This is a genomic window from Flavobacterium sp. P21, assembly GCF_050632225.1.
GTDB lineage: Bacteria > Bacteroidota > Bacteroidia > Flavobacteriales > Flavobacteriaceae > Flavobacterium.
The window spans coordinates 3,195,017-3,212,617 of the sequence record NZ_CP192585.1 but is presented as its reverse complement, the minus strand read 5'-3'; the positions used below and the strand labels follow the sequence as shown (position 1 = coordinate 3,212,617).

The 17,601-nt window shown below is 32.3% G+C and carries 14 protein-coding genes and 2 pseudogenes; 2 read left to right on the top strand and 14 right to left on the bottom strand.

Translation table 11 applies throughout. From position 1 onward, the window contains the following. Positions 1–114: 114 nt before the first annotated feature. The 3 genes from hisG to ACQ9BO_RS16090 form a co-directional block, all read right to left on the bottom strand. Positions 115–972: an ATP phosphoribosyltransferase gene (hisG, locus tag ACQ9BO_RS16100; protein ID WP_431241565.1), complete on the bottom strand. Its 858-nt coding sequence runs from the start codon at positions 970–972 to the stop codon at positions 115–117. A 325-nt stretch (positions 973–1,297) separates the two neighbouring features. Next, a complete protein-coding gene (locus tag ACQ9BO_RS16095) occupies positions 1,298–2,683 on the bottom strand; it encodes a sensor histidine kinase (RefSeq protein WP_431241564.1) in 1,386 nt (461 codons plus the stop codon). Then, positions 2,684–3,349, bottom strand: a complete 666-nt coding sequence (locus tag ACQ9BO_RS16090; protein WP_431241563.1) for a response regulator transcription factor — start codon at positions 3,347–3,349, stop codon at positions 2,684–2,686. A gap of 203 nt (positions 3,350–3,552) precedes the next feature. Between ACQ9BO_RS16090 and ACQ9BO_RS16085 the strand changes: the two genes are divergently transcribed. After that, entirely contained in the window at positions 3,553–5,691 is a 2,139-nt protein-coding gene (locus ACQ9BO_RS16085) for an LTA synthase family protein (protein WP_431241562.1), read from the top strand. A 79-nt stretch (positions 5,692–5,770) separates the two neighbouring features. On the opposite strand, the gene ACQ9BO_RS16080 is transcribed toward ACQ9BO_RS16085, so the two are convergent. Further along, the gene (locus ACQ9BO_RS16080) at positions 5,771–6,754 is read right to left on the bottom strand and encodes a zinc dependent phospholipase C family protein (RefSeq protein WP_431241561.1); all 984 of its coding nucleotides are present in this window, start codon (positions 6,752–6,754) and stop codon (positions 5,771–5,773) included. A gap of 166 nt (positions 6,755–6,920) precedes the next feature. Between ACQ9BO_RS16080 and ACQ9BO_RS16075 the strand changes: the two genes are divergently transcribed. After that, the gene (locus ACQ9BO_RS16075; protein ID WP_431241560.1) at positions 6,921–7,898 is read left to right on the top strand and encodes a hypothetical protein; all 978 of its coding nucleotides are present in this window, start codon (positions 6,921–6,923) and stop codon (positions 7,896–7,898) included. Between the two features lie 2 nt (positions 7,899–7,900). Here ACQ9BO_RS16075 and ACQ9BO_RS16070 read toward each other — a convergent pair whose 3' ends face one another. The 10 genes and pseudogenes from ACQ9BO_RS16070 to ACQ9BO_RS16025 all read right to left on the bottom strand — a co-directional run bounded on the left by ACQ9BO_RS16070 (position 7,901) and on the right by ACQ9BO_RS16025 (position 17,593). Beyond that, positions 7,901–8,341 carry a putative sulfate exporter family transporter gene (locus tag ACQ9BO_RS16070; protein WP_431241559.1) on the bottom strand — a complete coding sequence of 147 codons (441 nt, stop codon included), beginning with the start codon at positions 8,339–8,341 and terminating at the stop codon, positions 7,901–7,903. Continuing rightward, a pseudogene (locus ACQ9BO_RS16065) lies at positions 8,280–8,737 on the bottom strand (YeiH family protein). The gene ACQ9BO_RS16070 and the pseudogene ACQ9BO_RS16065 overlap by 62 nt, the downstream one beginning before the upstream one ends. A gap of 216 nt (positions 8,738–8,953) precedes the next feature. After that, a complete protein-coding gene (locus ACQ9BO_RS16060) occupies positions 8,954–9,850 on the bottom strand; it encodes a LysR family transcriptional regulator (protein ID WP_431241558.1) in 897 nt (298 codons plus the stop codon). A 56-nt stretch (positions 9,851–9,906) separates the two neighbouring features. After that, positions 9,907–10,653 (bottom strand): M15 family metallopeptidase, encoded by a 747-nt coding sequence (locus ACQ9BO_RS16055; protein WP_431241557.1) that lies wholly within the window; start codon positions 10,651–10,653, stop codon positions 9,907–9,909. Then, on the bottom strand, positions 10,654–11,391 hold the full coding sequence (locus ACQ9BO_RS16050) for a DUF4846 domain-containing protein (RefSeq protein WP_431241556.1): 738 nt from the start codon (positions 11,389–11,391) through the stop codon (positions 10,654–10,656). 571 nt (positions 11,392–11,962) lie between these two features. Next, positions 11,963–13,989: pseudogene (locus ACQ9BO_RS16045) on the bottom strand (hypothetical protein). An 86-nt stretch (positions 13,990–14,075) separates the two neighbouring features. Continuing rightward, positions 14,076–14,822, bottom strand: a complete 747-nt coding sequence (gene fabG / locus ACQ9BO_RS16040) for a 3-oxoacyl-[acyl-carrier-protein] reductase (RefSeq protein WP_431241555.1) — start codon at positions 14,820–14,822, stop codon at positions 14,076–14,078. A gap of 166 nt (positions 14,823–14,988) precedes the next feature. Then, entirely contained in the window at positions 14,989–15,264 is a 276-nt protein-coding gene (locus tag ACQ9BO_RS16035; protein WP_431241554.1) for a hypothetical protein, read from the bottom strand. Between the two features lie 114 nt (positions 15,265–15,378). Then, complete coding sequence (locus tag ACQ9BO_RS16030) at positions 15,379–16,719, bottom strand: DUF4302 domain-containing protein (RefSeq protein ID WP_431241553.1); 1,341 nt, start codon at positions 16,717–16,719, stop codon at positions 15,379–15,381. 16 nt (positions 16,720–16,735) lie between these two features. Beyond that, complete coding sequence (locus ACQ9BO_RS16025; protein WP_431241552.1) at positions 16,736–17,593, bottom strand: zinc-binding metallopeptidase; 858 nt, start codon at positions 17,591–17,593, stop codon at positions 16,736–16,738. Positions 17,594–17,601 lie beyond the last annotated feature (8 nt).

Below are 17,601 nucleotides of genomic sequence, written 5' to 3'. Positions count from 1 at the left end.
GCTTTATGCTTATTTGCTATAGGCAATAAGCTATAGGCTTTAAGCTTTTTTAACTTTGTGTTTTTTTCTTTGGCGTAAAGCTTAAAGCTTATTGCCTAAAGCGCGCAAAGCGCATTAAAGAACCATTTTCTCAATTGGGCAAACTAAAATTCCTTCTGCTCCTACTTCTTTTAATTGATCGATTACATCCCAAAAAGTATCTTTATCAATTACGGAGTGAACACTGCTCCAGCCTTCTTGTGCCAAAGGAAGAACTGTTAAACTTCTCAAAACCGGAAGAATTTTTCCAACCGCTTCAATTTTATCGTTTGGAACGTTCATTAAAATATATTTCGAATTTCTGGCTCTTAAAACGGCTTGGATTCTGAATTTTAAAGTATCAATGTGTTTTTGGATTTCTGGAGATACTTTTGGAGAAACCGCCAGAACTGCTTCACTTTTTAAAATTACTTCAACTTCTTTTAAGTTGTTTTTGAAAAGTGTGCTTCCGCTTGAAACGATATCTACAATTGCATCTGCAAGTCCAATATTTGGAGCAATTTCAACCGAACCAGAAATTTGGTGAATATCTACAGTTAATCCAAATTTACTGAAATATTCGTTTACTGTATTTGGGTAAGAAGTCGCAATACGAAGTCCTGCTAAATCTTGAACGGAATTGTATTCGAAAGTTTTAGGAACGGCAACTGAAACTTTGCATTTTGAGAATCCTAATTTTTGAACTACTTCGATTCCTTTTCCTTTTTCTACTAAAAGATTGTCGCCAACAATCGCTAAATCTACTACTCCATCAATTAAATATTGAGGAATGTCTGAATTTCTAAGGTATAAAACTTCAAGAGGAAAGTTTGAAGCTTCAGCTTTTAACTGGTCGATTCCGTTGTTGATTGAAATACCGCAATCTTTAAGGATTTGAATGCTGTCTTCGTTTAAACGACCTGATTTTTGAATTGCAATTTTTAAAGTACTCATTTTTTTAGTTGTTGTTTGATTAATAGTTTGAGTACAAAGAATTGGTATAAAAAAACCCGTTTGATGTACTCAAACGGGTTTTAAAATATGATGATTTACACGCATACCATTAACACATCGCTTGAGAGCAATAATGAAAATGATGATGATGTAATTGATTTGAAATCATTGTTTGGTTTGTTTTATAATTCTTTGATTCGGTTGCAAATATACTAGTTAATTTCATAAAAAAGCAATTTTTAATATAACTTAACGATAGTTTATTGTTAAATAAAAATTGAAGTGTCGTTTTCACTGCCGATTTTCAATTTACTATAACGTTTTCTTAATCTTCTTTAAAAGTCAAGATTACAGTTGTTCCTTCTTCTAGTTCGCTCTCTATTTTGAGCTTGATATCCAGTAATTCAGTAGTTCTTTTGACAATAGACAAACCTAGCCCAGTACCTTTAATTTCAGGATGATCAGTTGAATTTGATCTGAAAAACGGATTCATGATAAATTCTAAATCTTCTTTCGCAATTCCGATTCCATTATCTTTTATTTTGCAGATCGTCTTGCCGTTTTGCTTTAAAAGCAAAACCAAAATGCTACCTCCGTTATTTGTGTATTTAATTGCGTTTGAGATAATATTCCTTAAAATCGTAATCATCAAAAATGTATCCGACTGAATATAACAATCGGTAATCGCATCAAATTTTACTTTAATATTCTTTGCACTAATCTTTTCAGAATTCAATGTCAAAACATCTAAAATCAATGAATTCAAATAAATCGATTCTGTTTTAATATTCTGTTTCTGATTCTCAAAACGCGCCATCATAAGCAATTGATCTACAAGCGCATTCAAATGATCAACTTCGTTTATGCAATAATTAATCTTTTCTTCATATTCCTTATTATCACGAGGTTTGCGAATCAAAACTTCAAGCGTTCCTTTAATTACTGTAAGAGGCGTTCTTAGCTCATGTGAAGCGTCTGAAGTAAACTGTTTTTCGCGTTCAATAGCGTCTTCAATTCGGTTTAATAAATTATTTATGGTTTTTGAAAGTGTAAATAATTCGTCACGTGTTTTCGGTAACGGAATCCTCGTTTTTAAATTGTCTTTTGTAATTATTTTAGACGTATTTATAATTGCATTTATTGGCCTAATACTTCGTCCAGCAAAAAACCTCGCAATTAAATAAAGTACTACCAAGATTATTGGAAAAGCAATCAACAAAGTATCCAAAAGGTTTCCTAATACTTTAGCCGAGTCAGAAAGCGACATTGCAATGATCAAATAACCTACTTTTTTAGACTTTATATGAAGCGGAATTTGAATTTGCCTGATTTTATTGCCCAATAATTTGGTATCAAACAATTCATAATGATCTTTACTTTCGTGGTAAACTAATTTTTCGTTTTTTAAATTTGGAGATTTTTCAATTATTCTCTTATTCAAATCCAAAAACTGAACAAAAACCGGATTAACATCAACAGAATTGTGCTCTCGCTCCTCCCATTCTTCGGCATCCATAAAAATCACCTTATTTTTTTCGATTCTGATTTCTTTTAAATGATCGTTAATTTCAATCATCAAATTTTCATCAATATGCTTGTAAACAGTAAATTTTACAGTAAAATAAGTAGCTGAAAAAACCACCAATATTAACAATCCCGTAGTTATGATATAGTTTAAAGCGATTCTGTGCTTAAAAGATAGTTGTTCCATTTACAAATCATTAGCTATATAACCAATTCCACGAATCGTTTTTATATAATCTTCTTCAATTTTTAAATTGAGTTTTTTTCTGATGGCATTCATAAAAACATCAATTACGCCTGTATCATACTCAAAATTAATTTCCCAAACATCTTTTAAAATTTGGTTTCGAGTACAAACTTTACCTTTATTCTGAATTAAATAGGTCAGCAATTCAAATTCTCTCTGTGTAAGCGCCACTTCTTCCTCATCTTTAAGCACAATATGTTTCGACAAATCAATTTTTATGGTGCCAAGCGTTAGTTCCTGATCTCCTTTTTTATGTCTGAAATGAATTTTAATACGTTCCACAAGCTCCTCAAAACTAAAAGGTTTCTTGATGTAATCATTTGCACCAGCTTTTAGGCCGGCAATTGTTTCTTGCACAGTATCTTTTGCCGTCAAGAAAATAATCGGAGTATGCTGATCTTTGATTCTGATCGCCTTACACAGATCCAAACCGTTAATTTTAGGCAACATCCAGTCTAACAAAATTAAGTCATATTGATGCTCCTGAACCAATTCAAATCCTTTCGAGCCATCATTGGCCGTTGTCACCAAATAACCTTCCTCTTGTAGTCCTTGCCGCAGAAATTGCACAATTCCTAATTCATCTTCAACTATTAAAATATGCATGTATTTACGATTTAGATATAAAACTGAATCCCTTCTTAGTTTGTCAAAGATAAAAATTTTCATACTTAGAAATAGCCTTAATGCTCTATAATAAACCAATTTAATCATCTTAAGACAACATTAAGTTAACGCTAAGCAAGGTAAAAGCATATCTTCATCTGCCATTCATTAATGCAAATTAATTTTGCATAAAATATAATACCATGGTTTTTTATAAAAAGTTTTCACCTTTTTACAATCTCGCAATCTTCTATTTTTTAGTTAGTTTTTTATTGCGAATTGTTCTTTTCTTTCACCCAATAACACAGAGCTCATTTACAATCCTTGAAAGTTTAAAGATTTTCAGTTTAGGATTAGTTTCTGACTTTTTTGTTTTTGTATTGGCGAGTGGATTTTTATGGCTTTATTTAATTTTCATTTCTAATACAAAATACAACAAACCATACGGATACATTATCCTTAGCGGTTTTGTTGCTTTGCTCTTATATATTGCTTCAGGAAAAAGCATATTAGATGAATACGGCGGTGCTTTGCCACGAATTGTTTTAATATTTGTTGGAATAAAAACACTCCTTTTTTCGCTATTGCTTTTTCTTCCAAAATGGAGAGACAAAATCAGATATTGGTTATTTGCTTTTGTTATTTTCCTTTACGTTTTATTGATTCTTCAAAATGGATTGAGCGAATATTTCTTTTGGAATGAATTTGGAGTAAAATACAACTTCATTGCAGTAAATTACTTGATTTACACGAATGAAGTAATTGGAAATATCATGCAATCTTATCCTGTGGTTCCTATTTTTTCAGTTCTTTTTATTATCACTGCCACTATTACTTATTTTATTTTAAAAAGATCCAAAAACTATCTGGAAGAAATTCCTAATCTAAATGAAAAATTAAAAATTTCAGGAATCTATTTAGGTCTGTTTTTGATTTCTTTATTTGCAGTTCCAACGATGTCAAAAACTGAAAACTCTAAAAATGTTTTTGTCAACGAATTGCAATCAAACGGAATATATAAGTTTTACTTGGCTTTCCAAAACAACAAATTAGATTATTTCAAGTTTTACAAGACATTGCCGAATGATAAGGCATTTGCTAATTTAAAAGAGCAATTTCCTAATATTTCAGGCGACAATACTACCAGAAAAATCACTAATGATTCTCTTGAAAATCATAAAAATGTTGTCCTGATTACAATCGAAAGTTATAGTGCCGATTTTATGAAGGCTTACGGAAACAAACAAAACATTACTCCTTTCCTTGATAGCTTAGCACAAAAAAGCTTGCAGTTTACCAACTTGTACGCCGCAGGAAATAGAACTGTTCGCGGTCTTGAAGCAGTGACTTTATGCTTGCCTCCAACTGCGGGCGAAAGCGTTGTGAAACGCGAAGACAACAAAAACAAATTTTCAACTGGATCTGTTTTTAAAGAAAAAGGCTATAACGTAAAATTCATGTATGGAGGCGATGCTTTCTTTGACAACATGAGAGATTTTTATTCTGGAAATGGATATCAAATTGTAGACAAATCAAGCTTTTCTCCAGAAGAAATCACGTTTTCAAATGTTTGGGGAGTTTGTGATGAAGATATGTACAATAAAGCAATCAAAGTAATGAACGCCGAAGCTAAGGAAAACAAACCTTTCTTTAATCATATTATGACGGTGAGCAATCACAGGCCATTTACATATCCTAATAATAAAATTGATATTCCAGGTGATATTAAATCTCGTGAAGGCGGTGTAAAATATACTGATTTTGCGCTTCGAAAATTCTTCGAAATGGCAAGCAAACAAGCTTGGTTCAACAATACTGTTTTTGTTATTGTGGCCGACCATTGCGCTTCAAGTGCAGGAAAAACGCAACTTCCATTAGACAAATATAGAATTCCGGCCTTTATTTACACGCCAAATCAAAAACCAGCGCAATACAACCAATTGATGTCGCAAATTGATTTAATGCCGACGCTTTTTGGAATGTTGCATTTTGATTATGAAAGCAAATTTTTCGGCCAAGACGTTTTTAAAACCGATTATAAACCGAGAGCTTTCATCGCAACTTATCAAGACTTGGGACTTATAAAAGATAATGTTTTGACTATTTTGTCGCCAAAACAAGTAGTAAAGCAATATGCCTTAAAATTAAAACCAATGGCAGGAGTTGCCAAGGATTTTCAAATTATGTACGAAGAAAGTCCATTGAAAACTGAAAGAACCGATTTGGTAAATGATGCCATTTCTTATTATCAATCAGCTTCTTATTTATTAAAAGAAAAACAATATCAGTTTAATGATTTAAAAGCAAAACATGCCAAGTTGTATGCTGATGAAAAATTATAAGAAGCCATAAAAACAAAAAAGAAAGCCTCAAATTCCTAAGAACTTGAGGCTTTCTTTTTTATTTGAACTTGATCGAAACTTAATCGTTTTGATTTTTCATTCCGAATAAATCACCTTTTTGGTATAATTTTAAATCGTCTTGCAAAGCTGGATAATTTCTTTGAGTAACAGCTGGAGCATCTAAAGTGCTTAAATCTGGTTTTCCAGCATTTACCCACGCTGTGTACCAAAAACTTGCTGTTGCGGCGATCGCTTTTCTCATTTGAGACTCAACCATTCCATTCAGATCTTTATGCAATTTCTCAGCATATTCTTCAGAGAAAACAGCAGTATTGTATTTTGTTTTCAAAATTTTGCCTTCAGCATCTTTCTTAAACACACCATCTTCTGGAGTTGAAGTTCTCAATTTTTTGTCAATGTCCAATAACGGCTTAACTAAACTATGTGTATCATTAATCATAGCCCAAGTTGCTTTATGAACATCTTCATAATATTGTGCTTCAGGAACATTTAATTTATAGTTTTTTGCGAATAATTCTGGCAATCTGCTTTCCCAAAGTGAATGAATTCCTTTTTGATCGCTCAATTGTCCGTCATGATTTGCAGAAGTATGCAAAGGCATGTGCGCATCTCCAATATAATGACCTAAATCTGCGGCAAGAAATAAAATTTCAGCTCTGTTTTTATCTTTAAAAGCTTTAGTCAACTTTGCCATCATTTCTTCAATGTACCATGGTAAAATTCCATTGTCATTTAAGAATTTAGCATCATATTTTTGTTTTGCTTCTTCTAATGTCTGTGGCAAACTCTCAGCAGGTCCAACATTTTCCATATCAAAATAATGTCTCCCATTCTCTTCTTTATAATTTAAAGCATATTTACGAATGTCTGGAACTGAAGCCTCTTGAGTAATAAAATCAATGTGATTGTAAAAGAATACTTGTACTTGTTTTGGCAAAGCCATTACAGTCGCTTTGTTGATTCTTTCATGGCCAACAATACCCCATGATAAAGTAAAAAAACCAATAATTAAAGCAAATAAGGCGATTAACCTTGGTCTCATTCTGAAGTTTTTCATTTGTTTTTTGTTATTTGAGGGGGCAAATCTACACATAATTTAAAGATAATTCAAAGAATACTATTTAAGATTGTACTAATTTAATTTTTTGTCCATTTTGAGCTTTATAAGTGCCATAAGTTTATTTCTGGCTCAAATTTTATTTGTAAGTTTGATTTTACAATTTAACAAAATCACTATGCGCCTTGTTCCTTTACATCTATTTCTTTTCTTGACTACAATTTCATTCGCACAAGAAGCTGATATCCAACTAAAAAATGTTAGCGATACTATTTTAAACACTAAAAGAACATTAAAAATTGCCGAGCCATTTAATGTGGAAACTGCAATGTTGAAATTATTTCCAGGGAAAATATACCATTACGCTGATAAAAACACTTTTATAAGTTGGAAATGCAAATCTTGCAAACCTGCTCCTTTTCTAGATGTAAACGGTGTTGAAGGAGATCAGTTGTTCCCTTATACAGAAGGCGTTGCTACCAGACTTTTAGCTAATATTGATTATAAAGATTCCAAAGGAAACCAGTTTAAAATAGTAACATTTAATCACTCTGTTCATGATGAGGATGGACTTCAGACAGGGCGTTTTTCTGGAGGACTACTTGGTTTGGCAAAATTTGCAAAAAATGGCAATTCTTGGGAAATGAAATCTTTTCAACCCGCAGTTGCCGCATTTGGTTCTTTTGCGCAATGTCCAATTCCAAAATTGGTTGAAATTGGAGAAGACCAATATGCTTTGTCTCTTTTACATGCAAATGGTGGTGCAGGCGCTCCGTACAACGGTTATTTTTACATAATTGCAGGATTTGACGGGAAATACCAACCTTTAATGGAAGTTGACAATTACTCACTTACAAATAGTATTAGTTCACAATGGTCAAGCTCTTATGCTGTTATTACAGATAACAATAAAAAATTTTTCAGAGATTTTAAAATTATTACAACAGGTTCATACAAAAAAGCTAAAGGAACAGAAGATGATTTTGAAGTTGATTTACCTGCTGAACTTACAGAAATGGCAAAAACTAAAAAGCAATTTAACTTTGTAGTCGAAAGGCATTATTCATTCAAAGGAAAATTTTACAAAATGATTGACAAACCAATCGTAAAATTCTCCAATGTGAAATAACATTATCCTAAATAAACAATCGAAACTAAGCTTAAAACTGCTATAAAAATCCAAAGAAAAACACCTTGAAGCAAAGGCTTTACTCCTACTGCTTTTAAAGTTGTAAAATTTAAAGTAGCGCCAATCAAGAACAAAGTTATCGTCAATCCAATTTTTGCAACATTTACAATATGTGGCGCAAAATGAGAAATATTTGGAACGTAAGAATTCAACAACATTGCCAAAATAAACAGTCCGATGAAATAAGGAATCTTTATTTTTGTCCCGACGTTTCGGGATTTGTTCTTGAAAATCACGGCTGTAATAAGCGAAATTGGAATAATCCATAATGCTCTGGCTAATTTTACCGTTGTCGCAATTTGCAAAGCTTCAGCACCATATTTATTTGCTCGCGCCAACAACAGAACTGGTATCATGAATGGCAATGGCGCACCATAACCCAAAATCTTTTTGAGATAGATCCAATTGATGTCCAATAAACGGAAAAACAAATAATGCAATTGAATTTAGGATAAAAATAACGCCCAATGCAATCGAAGTCTGATTTTCATTTGACTTGATTACTGGCGAAATCGCCGCAATTGCGCTTCCTCCGCAAATTGCTGTTCCGCACGAAATTAAGTGAGATGTTTTTTCTCTGTTTTCAACCATTTCCCTAATAGAAATCCAAAAATTAAGGTGCTGAAAATTGAAAATACAGTTAATACAAAACCTTCTTTTCCAGCTGAAAAAGCGCTTGAAGCATTCATTCCGAAGCCTAATCCAACAACGGAAAGCCGCAATAAAAATGTAATTGCTTTGGCATTAAATTCTACAAATGGATTTCCGAAAACATTCACAAGCACAATACCTAATAACAAAGCAATTGGTGGCGAAATAATCGAAAATAAGCACAACAAAATTACTAGAGCAAAAAGTAATTGTTGCAAAGATTGATTGATTTCAAATAATTGTGATGCTGTTTGTTGTTTTGTTTTCAAAATAAAGGTAATTGATATTTACTTTGCAAAGGTCAGCTGTTTTTAGCAGAATCACCAATCGCAAATAACAATCTGCTATAACTTTAAGTTATAGTGATACGAGATATTTTGAATAAACAATTCTGATAAAGGATCTGACTTCCCTAATAAAGTAATAATATAAAAATATCTTTCGATAGTTAAATTTTTCACATCCAAAACCGTCAATTCTTTGTTTTTCAATTCATTGCCAACAGCATGAATAGACATAAACGCAAAACAATCTGAATTTAAAAGATAGGATTTTATGCTTTCTGTACTTCCTAACTGCATTTCAATTTGCAAATCAGAAAGTTTCAATTTTATATTTTTTAAAGCAAATTCTATAACTTCAAGTGTTCCTGAACCACGTTCTCTTGTTATGAATTTCATTGATTTTAAATCATTTACCGAAATTTCATTTTGCTTCGCCAACGGATTTTTACTGCCGCACACTAAAACCAATTCATCTTTTAAAAACGGAATATATTTAATCGACTGATTTTTAGATTGCCCTTCAACAATTCCTATTTCAATTTCTTTATTAATCAAAGCATTTTCAATCTGCTCTGTATTTCCATTCAGCAAATTGACTTTTATATCTTTTTGTTTTTGGTGAAAACGTGCCAAAACTGGAGAAATAACATATTGAGAAATTGTTGTACTTGCTCCTAATCTCAGCAAACCTTGACGCTCACTGATAAATGAACTCATTACAAAATCTATTTCACGGTAAATTTCAAAAATATCTTTGGTATGTTTTAATAGAATTTGCCCAGCTGGAGTCAAAGCTATTTTAGAACCGTTTCGTTCAAAAAGTTTGGTTTTATAAGTTTCTTCGAGTTCTTGAATGTGTTTTGAAACTGCAGGTTGTGTAATATACAATTCGGTCGCCGCTTTAGTAAAGTTAAGGCGGAGCGCAACAGTGTAAAATACTTTTAGCCTGAAATCCATAATCATAAATTTTTAATTCCTAATCCACTTTTTTTTGCAACGAAATAATTTAAAATTTACAATAAAAGTTCAGGTCGATACTCAAAATGCATTGTGTCATAATGTTTCCAATTTCCTCCCCAAATAAAACCGTATTTTTCGAAAATTGAAATTAGCTTGAGTGGAATTTGATTTCTATACGAAAGAGTAGCATCTTCATTTTTACATTTACAATCCCATTGCCAATAACTAGAATTTTTGACATTAATATCAATTGTCATTCCAAAACTATGCATACTCAATCGGTTTGTTCCTGAAATTTTCCTCCAACTAAATGTTCCTCCAATATCACTAATGTATTTTTTAAATTCTGGATTATTATCTAATTCTTCCGAGAGTTTTTTTACTATTTTATCAATTCCATTTACGGTCGTTACTTTTACACTCTGATTAACTAATTTCGGACACCAAATGATTTCAGTCATTTTTGATTCAACTTCTGATTTTGAACTTCCGTAGATTTTCTTAAAAAAAGCTTCATTTCGAATTCTTCCTGGATCTTCCTTTGGAACAAAATTCTTATCTGCTCTATTATAAACAAACTTAAATTGATCCTCAATATCAGGATTATCTAAAAGTTCTTGATCCGTTTTATTTTTAAAATCATCATAAATTAAACTTGATTTATCTCTAAAAATAATTTTATTGTCTTTATAACCAACAATTTGATCTGGATATGCTTTAATTAATTTTTGAACATTCAATGGAATTTCTTGAGAAAAAGCATTTTGAAATATAAGGACTAAAAAAAGGAATTGTTTCATTTAAAAACGTTTTAATTGTGAAGAACTAAAAGTCCATTCAGGGGTTTTCAGAGAAGTTCCAAAATCAACAGCGTACCAAGGACTTAACGAACTATTATTTGGATTTTTCAATATTTGAATTTCCTGTGCTGGCATATAACTTTGTGCCAAAAGAATAATTTTCTGATTGTTTTTTGGATTCACAGCCATATCAACTACAATAACTGCATGACCCGGAAAGCCTCCTTTTATGAAAACATCCCCTATATTTATATCTAAAACATTAATTGGTTTCAGTTCTTTTTCTAGCGAAGCCGTCCCTGCATACATAAAAACCGTCTCTAAGTATTTCCAGTAAGTTTCATAACTGTCAGATGGTTTTGCAGTTTTAACCCAACTTGTTTTATTGCCTTTAACTGCAATTCTGTAACCTGAGACCCATTTACTAAAATCAGCTCGAAAACCGTTTGTAAAATTAAAATGTATTTTATCGTATTGTTTTTGGCTATAAAAATAATCCGCTCGCAAACGCATCACGGCATCAGCGCATTGGTGCAGATCCTGTTTTCCAATGGGCAAATCCACAACCGCTTCATAAACGTTTCTATTTGGTTTTGCAGATCCATCAAAATACAAAACATTTGAACCCTGGGGTTTTAATGGAAGATTTCGCAAAAAAGATCCAAACGAAGTTTTAGGCTCCTCTTCTCTCACAAATCCCTGAGGCAGTTGAAAACGTTGCTGGATCGTGTTTTCCAAAAGATTGCTTTTGTTGGTATTATCTGTCTTCGAAAATGAAAAAAGCAAAAAATCACCGTCAAGAATACTACAATAAAAAAGAATTTAACTTTCATAATTTTAGACTTTATATTTTATAATCACAGATTAAAAAACGCTAAGAATTCGATTATATTTCATTACAGTAAACCATTCCGTTGTTAATTGAGCTAAGATTAAAATCAGCAACCAAACTCGCTTACTATTTAGTCCCTAAGGGACAACTTTACTTATCACATATTTTTTTCTACCAACATCAAGCTCCTAACGGAGCTAAAACAAATAGCAAACAATCCCGTAGAGATTAAATATTGGTAACCTTTATCAAATATTCTTTTTCTACCAACATTAAGCTCCTAACGGAGCTAAAACAAATAGCAAACAATCTCCTAGAGATTAAATATTGGTAACCTCTTTATCAAATATTCTTTTTTCTACCAACATCAAGCTCCTAACGGAGCTAAAACAAATAGCAAACAATCTCGTAGAGATTACATATTGGTAACTTAAAGCCTAACAACATTCTTTATGTCCCGTAGGCAAAGCACAAAAACTACAAAAGTCCATTATACTTCCGAACAAACCATTCCGTTGTTAATAAAGCGGCAATTAAGATCAACAACCAAACCCAGTCAATTATTGGTGTTTTTGTTGAAACGTTTTTCTCGATTGATTTGTATTCTTTGTTTTCTAAAAGCGTGTTAATCAAATCATCTGCCTGATTTTCGAAGAATGCTTTTCCATTAGTTTGTAAAGCTAATTGTTTTAGTTTTAAAACGTCAGGATTTACGAATTGTTTTTCGATGTCAAAATCTAAAATCTCAAAATGACTAGAATACGAAGTATTTGAATTTAATTCTTTTACTGTAAAATTGTATTTTCCGGCAGTTAATCCGTCTAGATTTACGGAATAGGAATTATTTCCTTTTAATAAATCGTAGTTTTTGCTTTGTTTCGTTTCGGCATTTGTAACTGAAATTGTCAATCTTGCTTTTTCGTCAAATTCGTAGTTTTTATTGAAATATTGCGCATTGATGACAAGTTCATCTCCCGAATTATAAAAACTTTCATGCGTTACCACCAAAGATTTTTTTGAAGCCGAAGTTGCCAAAAACTGAATGATCTTATCTATAAAAACATCATATTTTTCAAAAGATTGATTGTCGATATGACTCTGCAAACGCCATTTCCAGCTGTTTTCTCCTAAAAGAAAAGCAGTTCTTTTTCCTTGATTTTCGGCGAAAGCCAATAAAGGTGCATTTGTAGAAACATTTCTGATTCTTGAAGAAAGCAAAACCGAAACATTTCCGTTTGTTGAAATGCTTCCGAATGCATTTTGTAATGGAGGAAAATTTTCGAAACCTATATTATCGATTGCAAACAGATTAAACTGAGATTGGAATTCAGATAAATAATCTTCTGTTTGTCCGCTCATTTTAAAAATCAGATTGTTTTGTTGCTGATTTAAAAAATTGAAATCGGTATTGTTTCCTGTGATGATGAAGATATTTCTTCCTGCATTTTTATTGTTGTCAAAAATGGCTTTGAAAGATGCATTTGGTTGATATAAAACCAAAACAGAAGCTTCTTGCAACTGATTGATATCATTTGGTTTAACCAAAATCACTTTACGTTGGGCATTAACTTCAATTGAACGTCTTAAAGCCGCAATATCTGGATGATTTATAGCCGAAACAATTGCTATTGTAGATTTTTGATCGATGATCTCTACTGCAAAATTCTTGATATTATTGTAGCTGTTTTTCTCTTTTGCATTTGAAGAAACACTAGCTCTAAAAATCTGCAACCCCACTTTATCTGCAGGCAAAAGCAAATTTATTGAAGCTGTTTTCTTAGAAGGCGAAAAAGAAACTTTCTCTTTTGCAACAACTGAATTCCCTTGCGAAATAGTAAAATCAGCAGTTGTAGCTTTGTCTCCTGAATATTGAAGAAAAACTTCGACAGGAAATTTATTTTTATTAAAAGCGTATTTATTTACATTAAGTTGATTGATTTTTAAATCGAAAAAAGTGGTTGTATCTCCCACAACCAAAGGATAAACTTTATTAGCAGGATCGAATCTATAAACGTAGTCGTTTCCTGTAGTCTGATTTCCGTCGGTAATAATTACGGTTGGGAAAGTCAGGTTTTTGTTGATGCTTTTTAGATTTTTGGCAACTTCATCAAGATTGGTTTGATTGCCTTTGAAATCAAATTTATCCGAAGATTTAAAATCGGCATCAAATTGATACGATTGAATTTCAAACTTTTCCTTTAAAGCAGGATTTGAAATCAATTTTTGATACAATTCAACAACTTTTTTATCTGATTTTAAAGCTGTTATTGAACTTGAATTATCAACTGCAATTGCCAAAGGCGTTTTTATAACTTCAAGCGAATTTTTCGAAATTATTGGGTTTATCAATAAAACCAATAATCCAAAAATGGCCAAAAAACGCAAAAAAGCCAAAAACCAAATCAGATTCGATTTGTTTTTGGCTTTAAAAAATATTGAAAATACGACAACCCACCAGCAATTATTAAAGAAAGCAATAATAAAAAAATCGTGTTTGTAGTCATATATTATTTGGGTTTATAGTTTATAGTTTTTGGTTTATAGTTTTGGTTGCAGAACAATAAACAACAAACCATAAACAATCAACTCCTTAGGTAAGCATTCCTCCGCAAACGTTAAGAACTTGTCCTGTAACGTAAGCACTCATATCTGAAGCTAAGAAAAGACAAGCATTTGCAACATCTTCTGTAGTTCCTCCACGTTTCAATGGAATTCCGTCTCTCCATCCTTTTACTACATCTTCAGGTAATTTTGCAGTCATTTCAGTTTCGATGAAACCAGGGGCGATTGCATTGCAACGAATATTACGAGAACCTAATTCAAGCGCTACAGATTTTGTGAAACCAATTGCACCTGCTTTAGAAGTCGCGTAGTTAGTTTGACCAGCGTTTCCAGAAACACCTACAACAGAACTGATATTGATAATAGAACCAGCACGTTGTTTCAAAAATGTTTTTTGGATTGCTTTTGTCATATTGAAAACCGACTTCAAGTTAACATCAATAACTTGGTCAAAATCAGCTTCAGACATACGCATTAATAAGTTGTCTTTTGTAATTCCGGCGTTGTTGATCAAAATGTCAACCGTTCCAAAATCAGCCAAAACAGCGTCAACAAAAGCTTGTGCTTCATTGAAATCAGCCGCATTCGATTGATAACCTTTCGCTTTTACTCCCAAACTATTCAATTCAGCCTCAAGAGCTTCTGCAGATGCGACAGATGAACTATATGTAAATGCTACGTTTGCGCCGTGTTTAGCAAAAACTTCAGCAATTCCTTTTCCAATTCCGCGACTAGCGCCCGTAATGATTGCTACTTTTCCTTCTAGTAATTTCATATTAAGGTATTCGTTTTTATTTTTTGAAATACAAATATAGATTATTTGGGCGTTTAATAAAATTTGAAGTACAAAAAATGGCATTTAATCTTCTTTTTTAACCCAAAAAAGCAACCCAAAAATTGGATTGCTTTTAGCTCAAAAAAATAAAAACAAAAAATAAAATCTATAAATAATTTTGTCGCGTTAGTAAATACCCGATTGCAAGCAATACAGCCACAATAAACATCTTAAAAATAGCAGATTGAAATTTTATCGTTCCGTTTTGTTTGTCTTCTTTTCGCTGTTTTGTCAGATTTATAACCATTACAGGAAAAATTATAAGAATTGAGGCATACAAATAATATCTTGTGTATTGCGGATATGATTCTGAAAACGTAAGCAATACAAATCCCCAAAAAAGGAAAATAACATTCACCGGAGTTATAATTCTTTTCATCATACTTTAGCAAATATTTTTATTATTTATTAATGATACTCTTCTTTAAAAAATAGTGAAAAAAAGCAACCCATAAAATGGGTCGCTTTACCTCCAAAATTAAAACAAAACTAAAAACTAATTAAGTTTCCAAGTGGTCATCCTAAATGGACTTGATGCACTTGTAAATGTATATACAGGATCTGAATAGAATAATCTGAAGCTTTCCGCTTTTACATAAAGTCCTTGAGGATCCATGAAATATTTATCAATACTAGCCAAGAAAGCAGGTGTTGCAACAGTAGTGTTTCCGTTCCAAGATTTATGCTTTAAGATTATTTTCTTGCCTGCCGCATCTTCTTGAACAGTTACATGATGTTGTAGCGCGCCTCTTCCCACGAAAGTGTAATAAATAAAAGTTCCGATAGAATGATTACCATATATCTGAATAGAAGCAATACTTTGTCCTGCCGGCAAAGCCGCATTAACTTTTTCTAGCTCAGCATAAAATAAAGGTGAATTTGCAGGAGAATCTATCGTATAATCATCTACAAAGAATCCAAACCATGCTAATGGCTGTCCAGGAAGCATAAATTTATAATCATCTGTAAGAACCAAAGGTTTATCAGTGTATTTTATAATTGCAGATACACCGCCCGTTCCAGTTGCTGTAAAACTTCCATCAGCATCATTATAAATGAAATTAGAAAGTTTTTGTCCTCCAACTTCAACGGCTGGACTTACAATAATTCCAGTTGGCGTGTAGCCAATTCCCATGTTGTAGCTAACAGAATAACCAGATTCAATAGAATTTGAGTTTGCAAAACGCGTTGCCGCTGTAAATGAAAAATCAAATTTATGAATGGCTTTACCATCGTTTGTTTCAAGAAGTCTAAAAAGTGGTCTTTCTTCTCCACCAATAACATTTTGCTCCATATCTAGATTCTTAGACAAATTTGCCCAATCATCTGCAGTTGCTTTTACAAATCGAACTTCATGATTATTTCTGTTGGCTTTAAAAATGATTTCTCCATTTTCTTGTCCGTAATAAAGAAATTGAAAATCTCCTAAATAACCTTTTGCTCGCAATGCTGGAATTGGATAATTGTTTGAATCTGATAAAAGGTGAATTCTGTTGTGTGTCGTAAAAGTCAAACTTACTGTACTTCCAACTTGAATTGCGTATTCACTTTTATACGTTTTTGTGTCATCATCAAAATCAGAAGCCATTTGCACAGTTCCATCTTTTGCAAACGTAAACAAATGAGTATAGCCTCCCAAAACTGTATTATCAGTAAAATAAACCGCTTTCCATCCATATTGTGACGAAAGCAAAGCCTCGCTTAATTCCGCTTTTTGATTATTTAAACGTGTCGTAGGCGTTTCTTCAAATAGTTGTTCTGCATCTGTATTATTGTTACATGCAGTCAATTGCAGTATTAAAATAGCCGCAAATAAATACTTATATAGTTGTTTCATTTTCATAATGCTAATTTTAATTTATTACAGATGTTGTATTTTTTTCGGCTTCATCTCTCAAAGCGTAAAAATCCATATTAAAAGCTTCTTTGAAATATTTTACCACAATTGCTTCTTTAGCTTTTAAAGCTTGAAGCGCAAAAGGACTTTGAATACCTGCCAAAAATGTCGCATATTCAGCTTTTGAATAAATCAGAATCATTGAAGCTGTTTCGGCAAAATCCTCATTAATATTTGATCTTGCATAACTTGTAATAAAGCCAAGCTCATTTGATTCTGGAATTTCATAATTGTACCAATCAGCTGTATAACCGCCTGGAGTTAATGTTTTCCAAGTTTTTTCATCAAAAGGCTTGTTTTGATTTAAAATATGAATGTATTCGTGCTGAATGGTATGTATGAACTCTGATACGTTTGCACGGTTTGACTTATCAATATAATCTGTTTCAAACAAAGTAACTCGTTGTCCTCCTTCGGCCAATCCTAAAGTTCTTGTTCCAACACTATTTAAATTGACCCCTCCAACCAAAACAATTTCTCGTGGCGCAATTTTCTTTACAAAGTCCGGCCCGCCAATTGCGGCGTAACTTTTAAGCCATATTGTTTGCACTATTTCAAGAGCTGGTTTTACTTTATCAACTGTAGGCGGAAATAAATAACGGCTATTGTCTACCGTGTTTTGATTCCATTTATATTGAACATTAATATTATATGGTTTTAGATAAGTACCATCAATCCAGTTATCTAAACTTGTTTTTTCAGGTTGCGTAAAATCTAACTGACTCTCTCCTACAAGATCATCACTGCCACATGAAAATAGTGTTATTGAAACTAGTGCTAAAACCGCAATTTTATTATATTTTAATAATTTCATAATTTTCA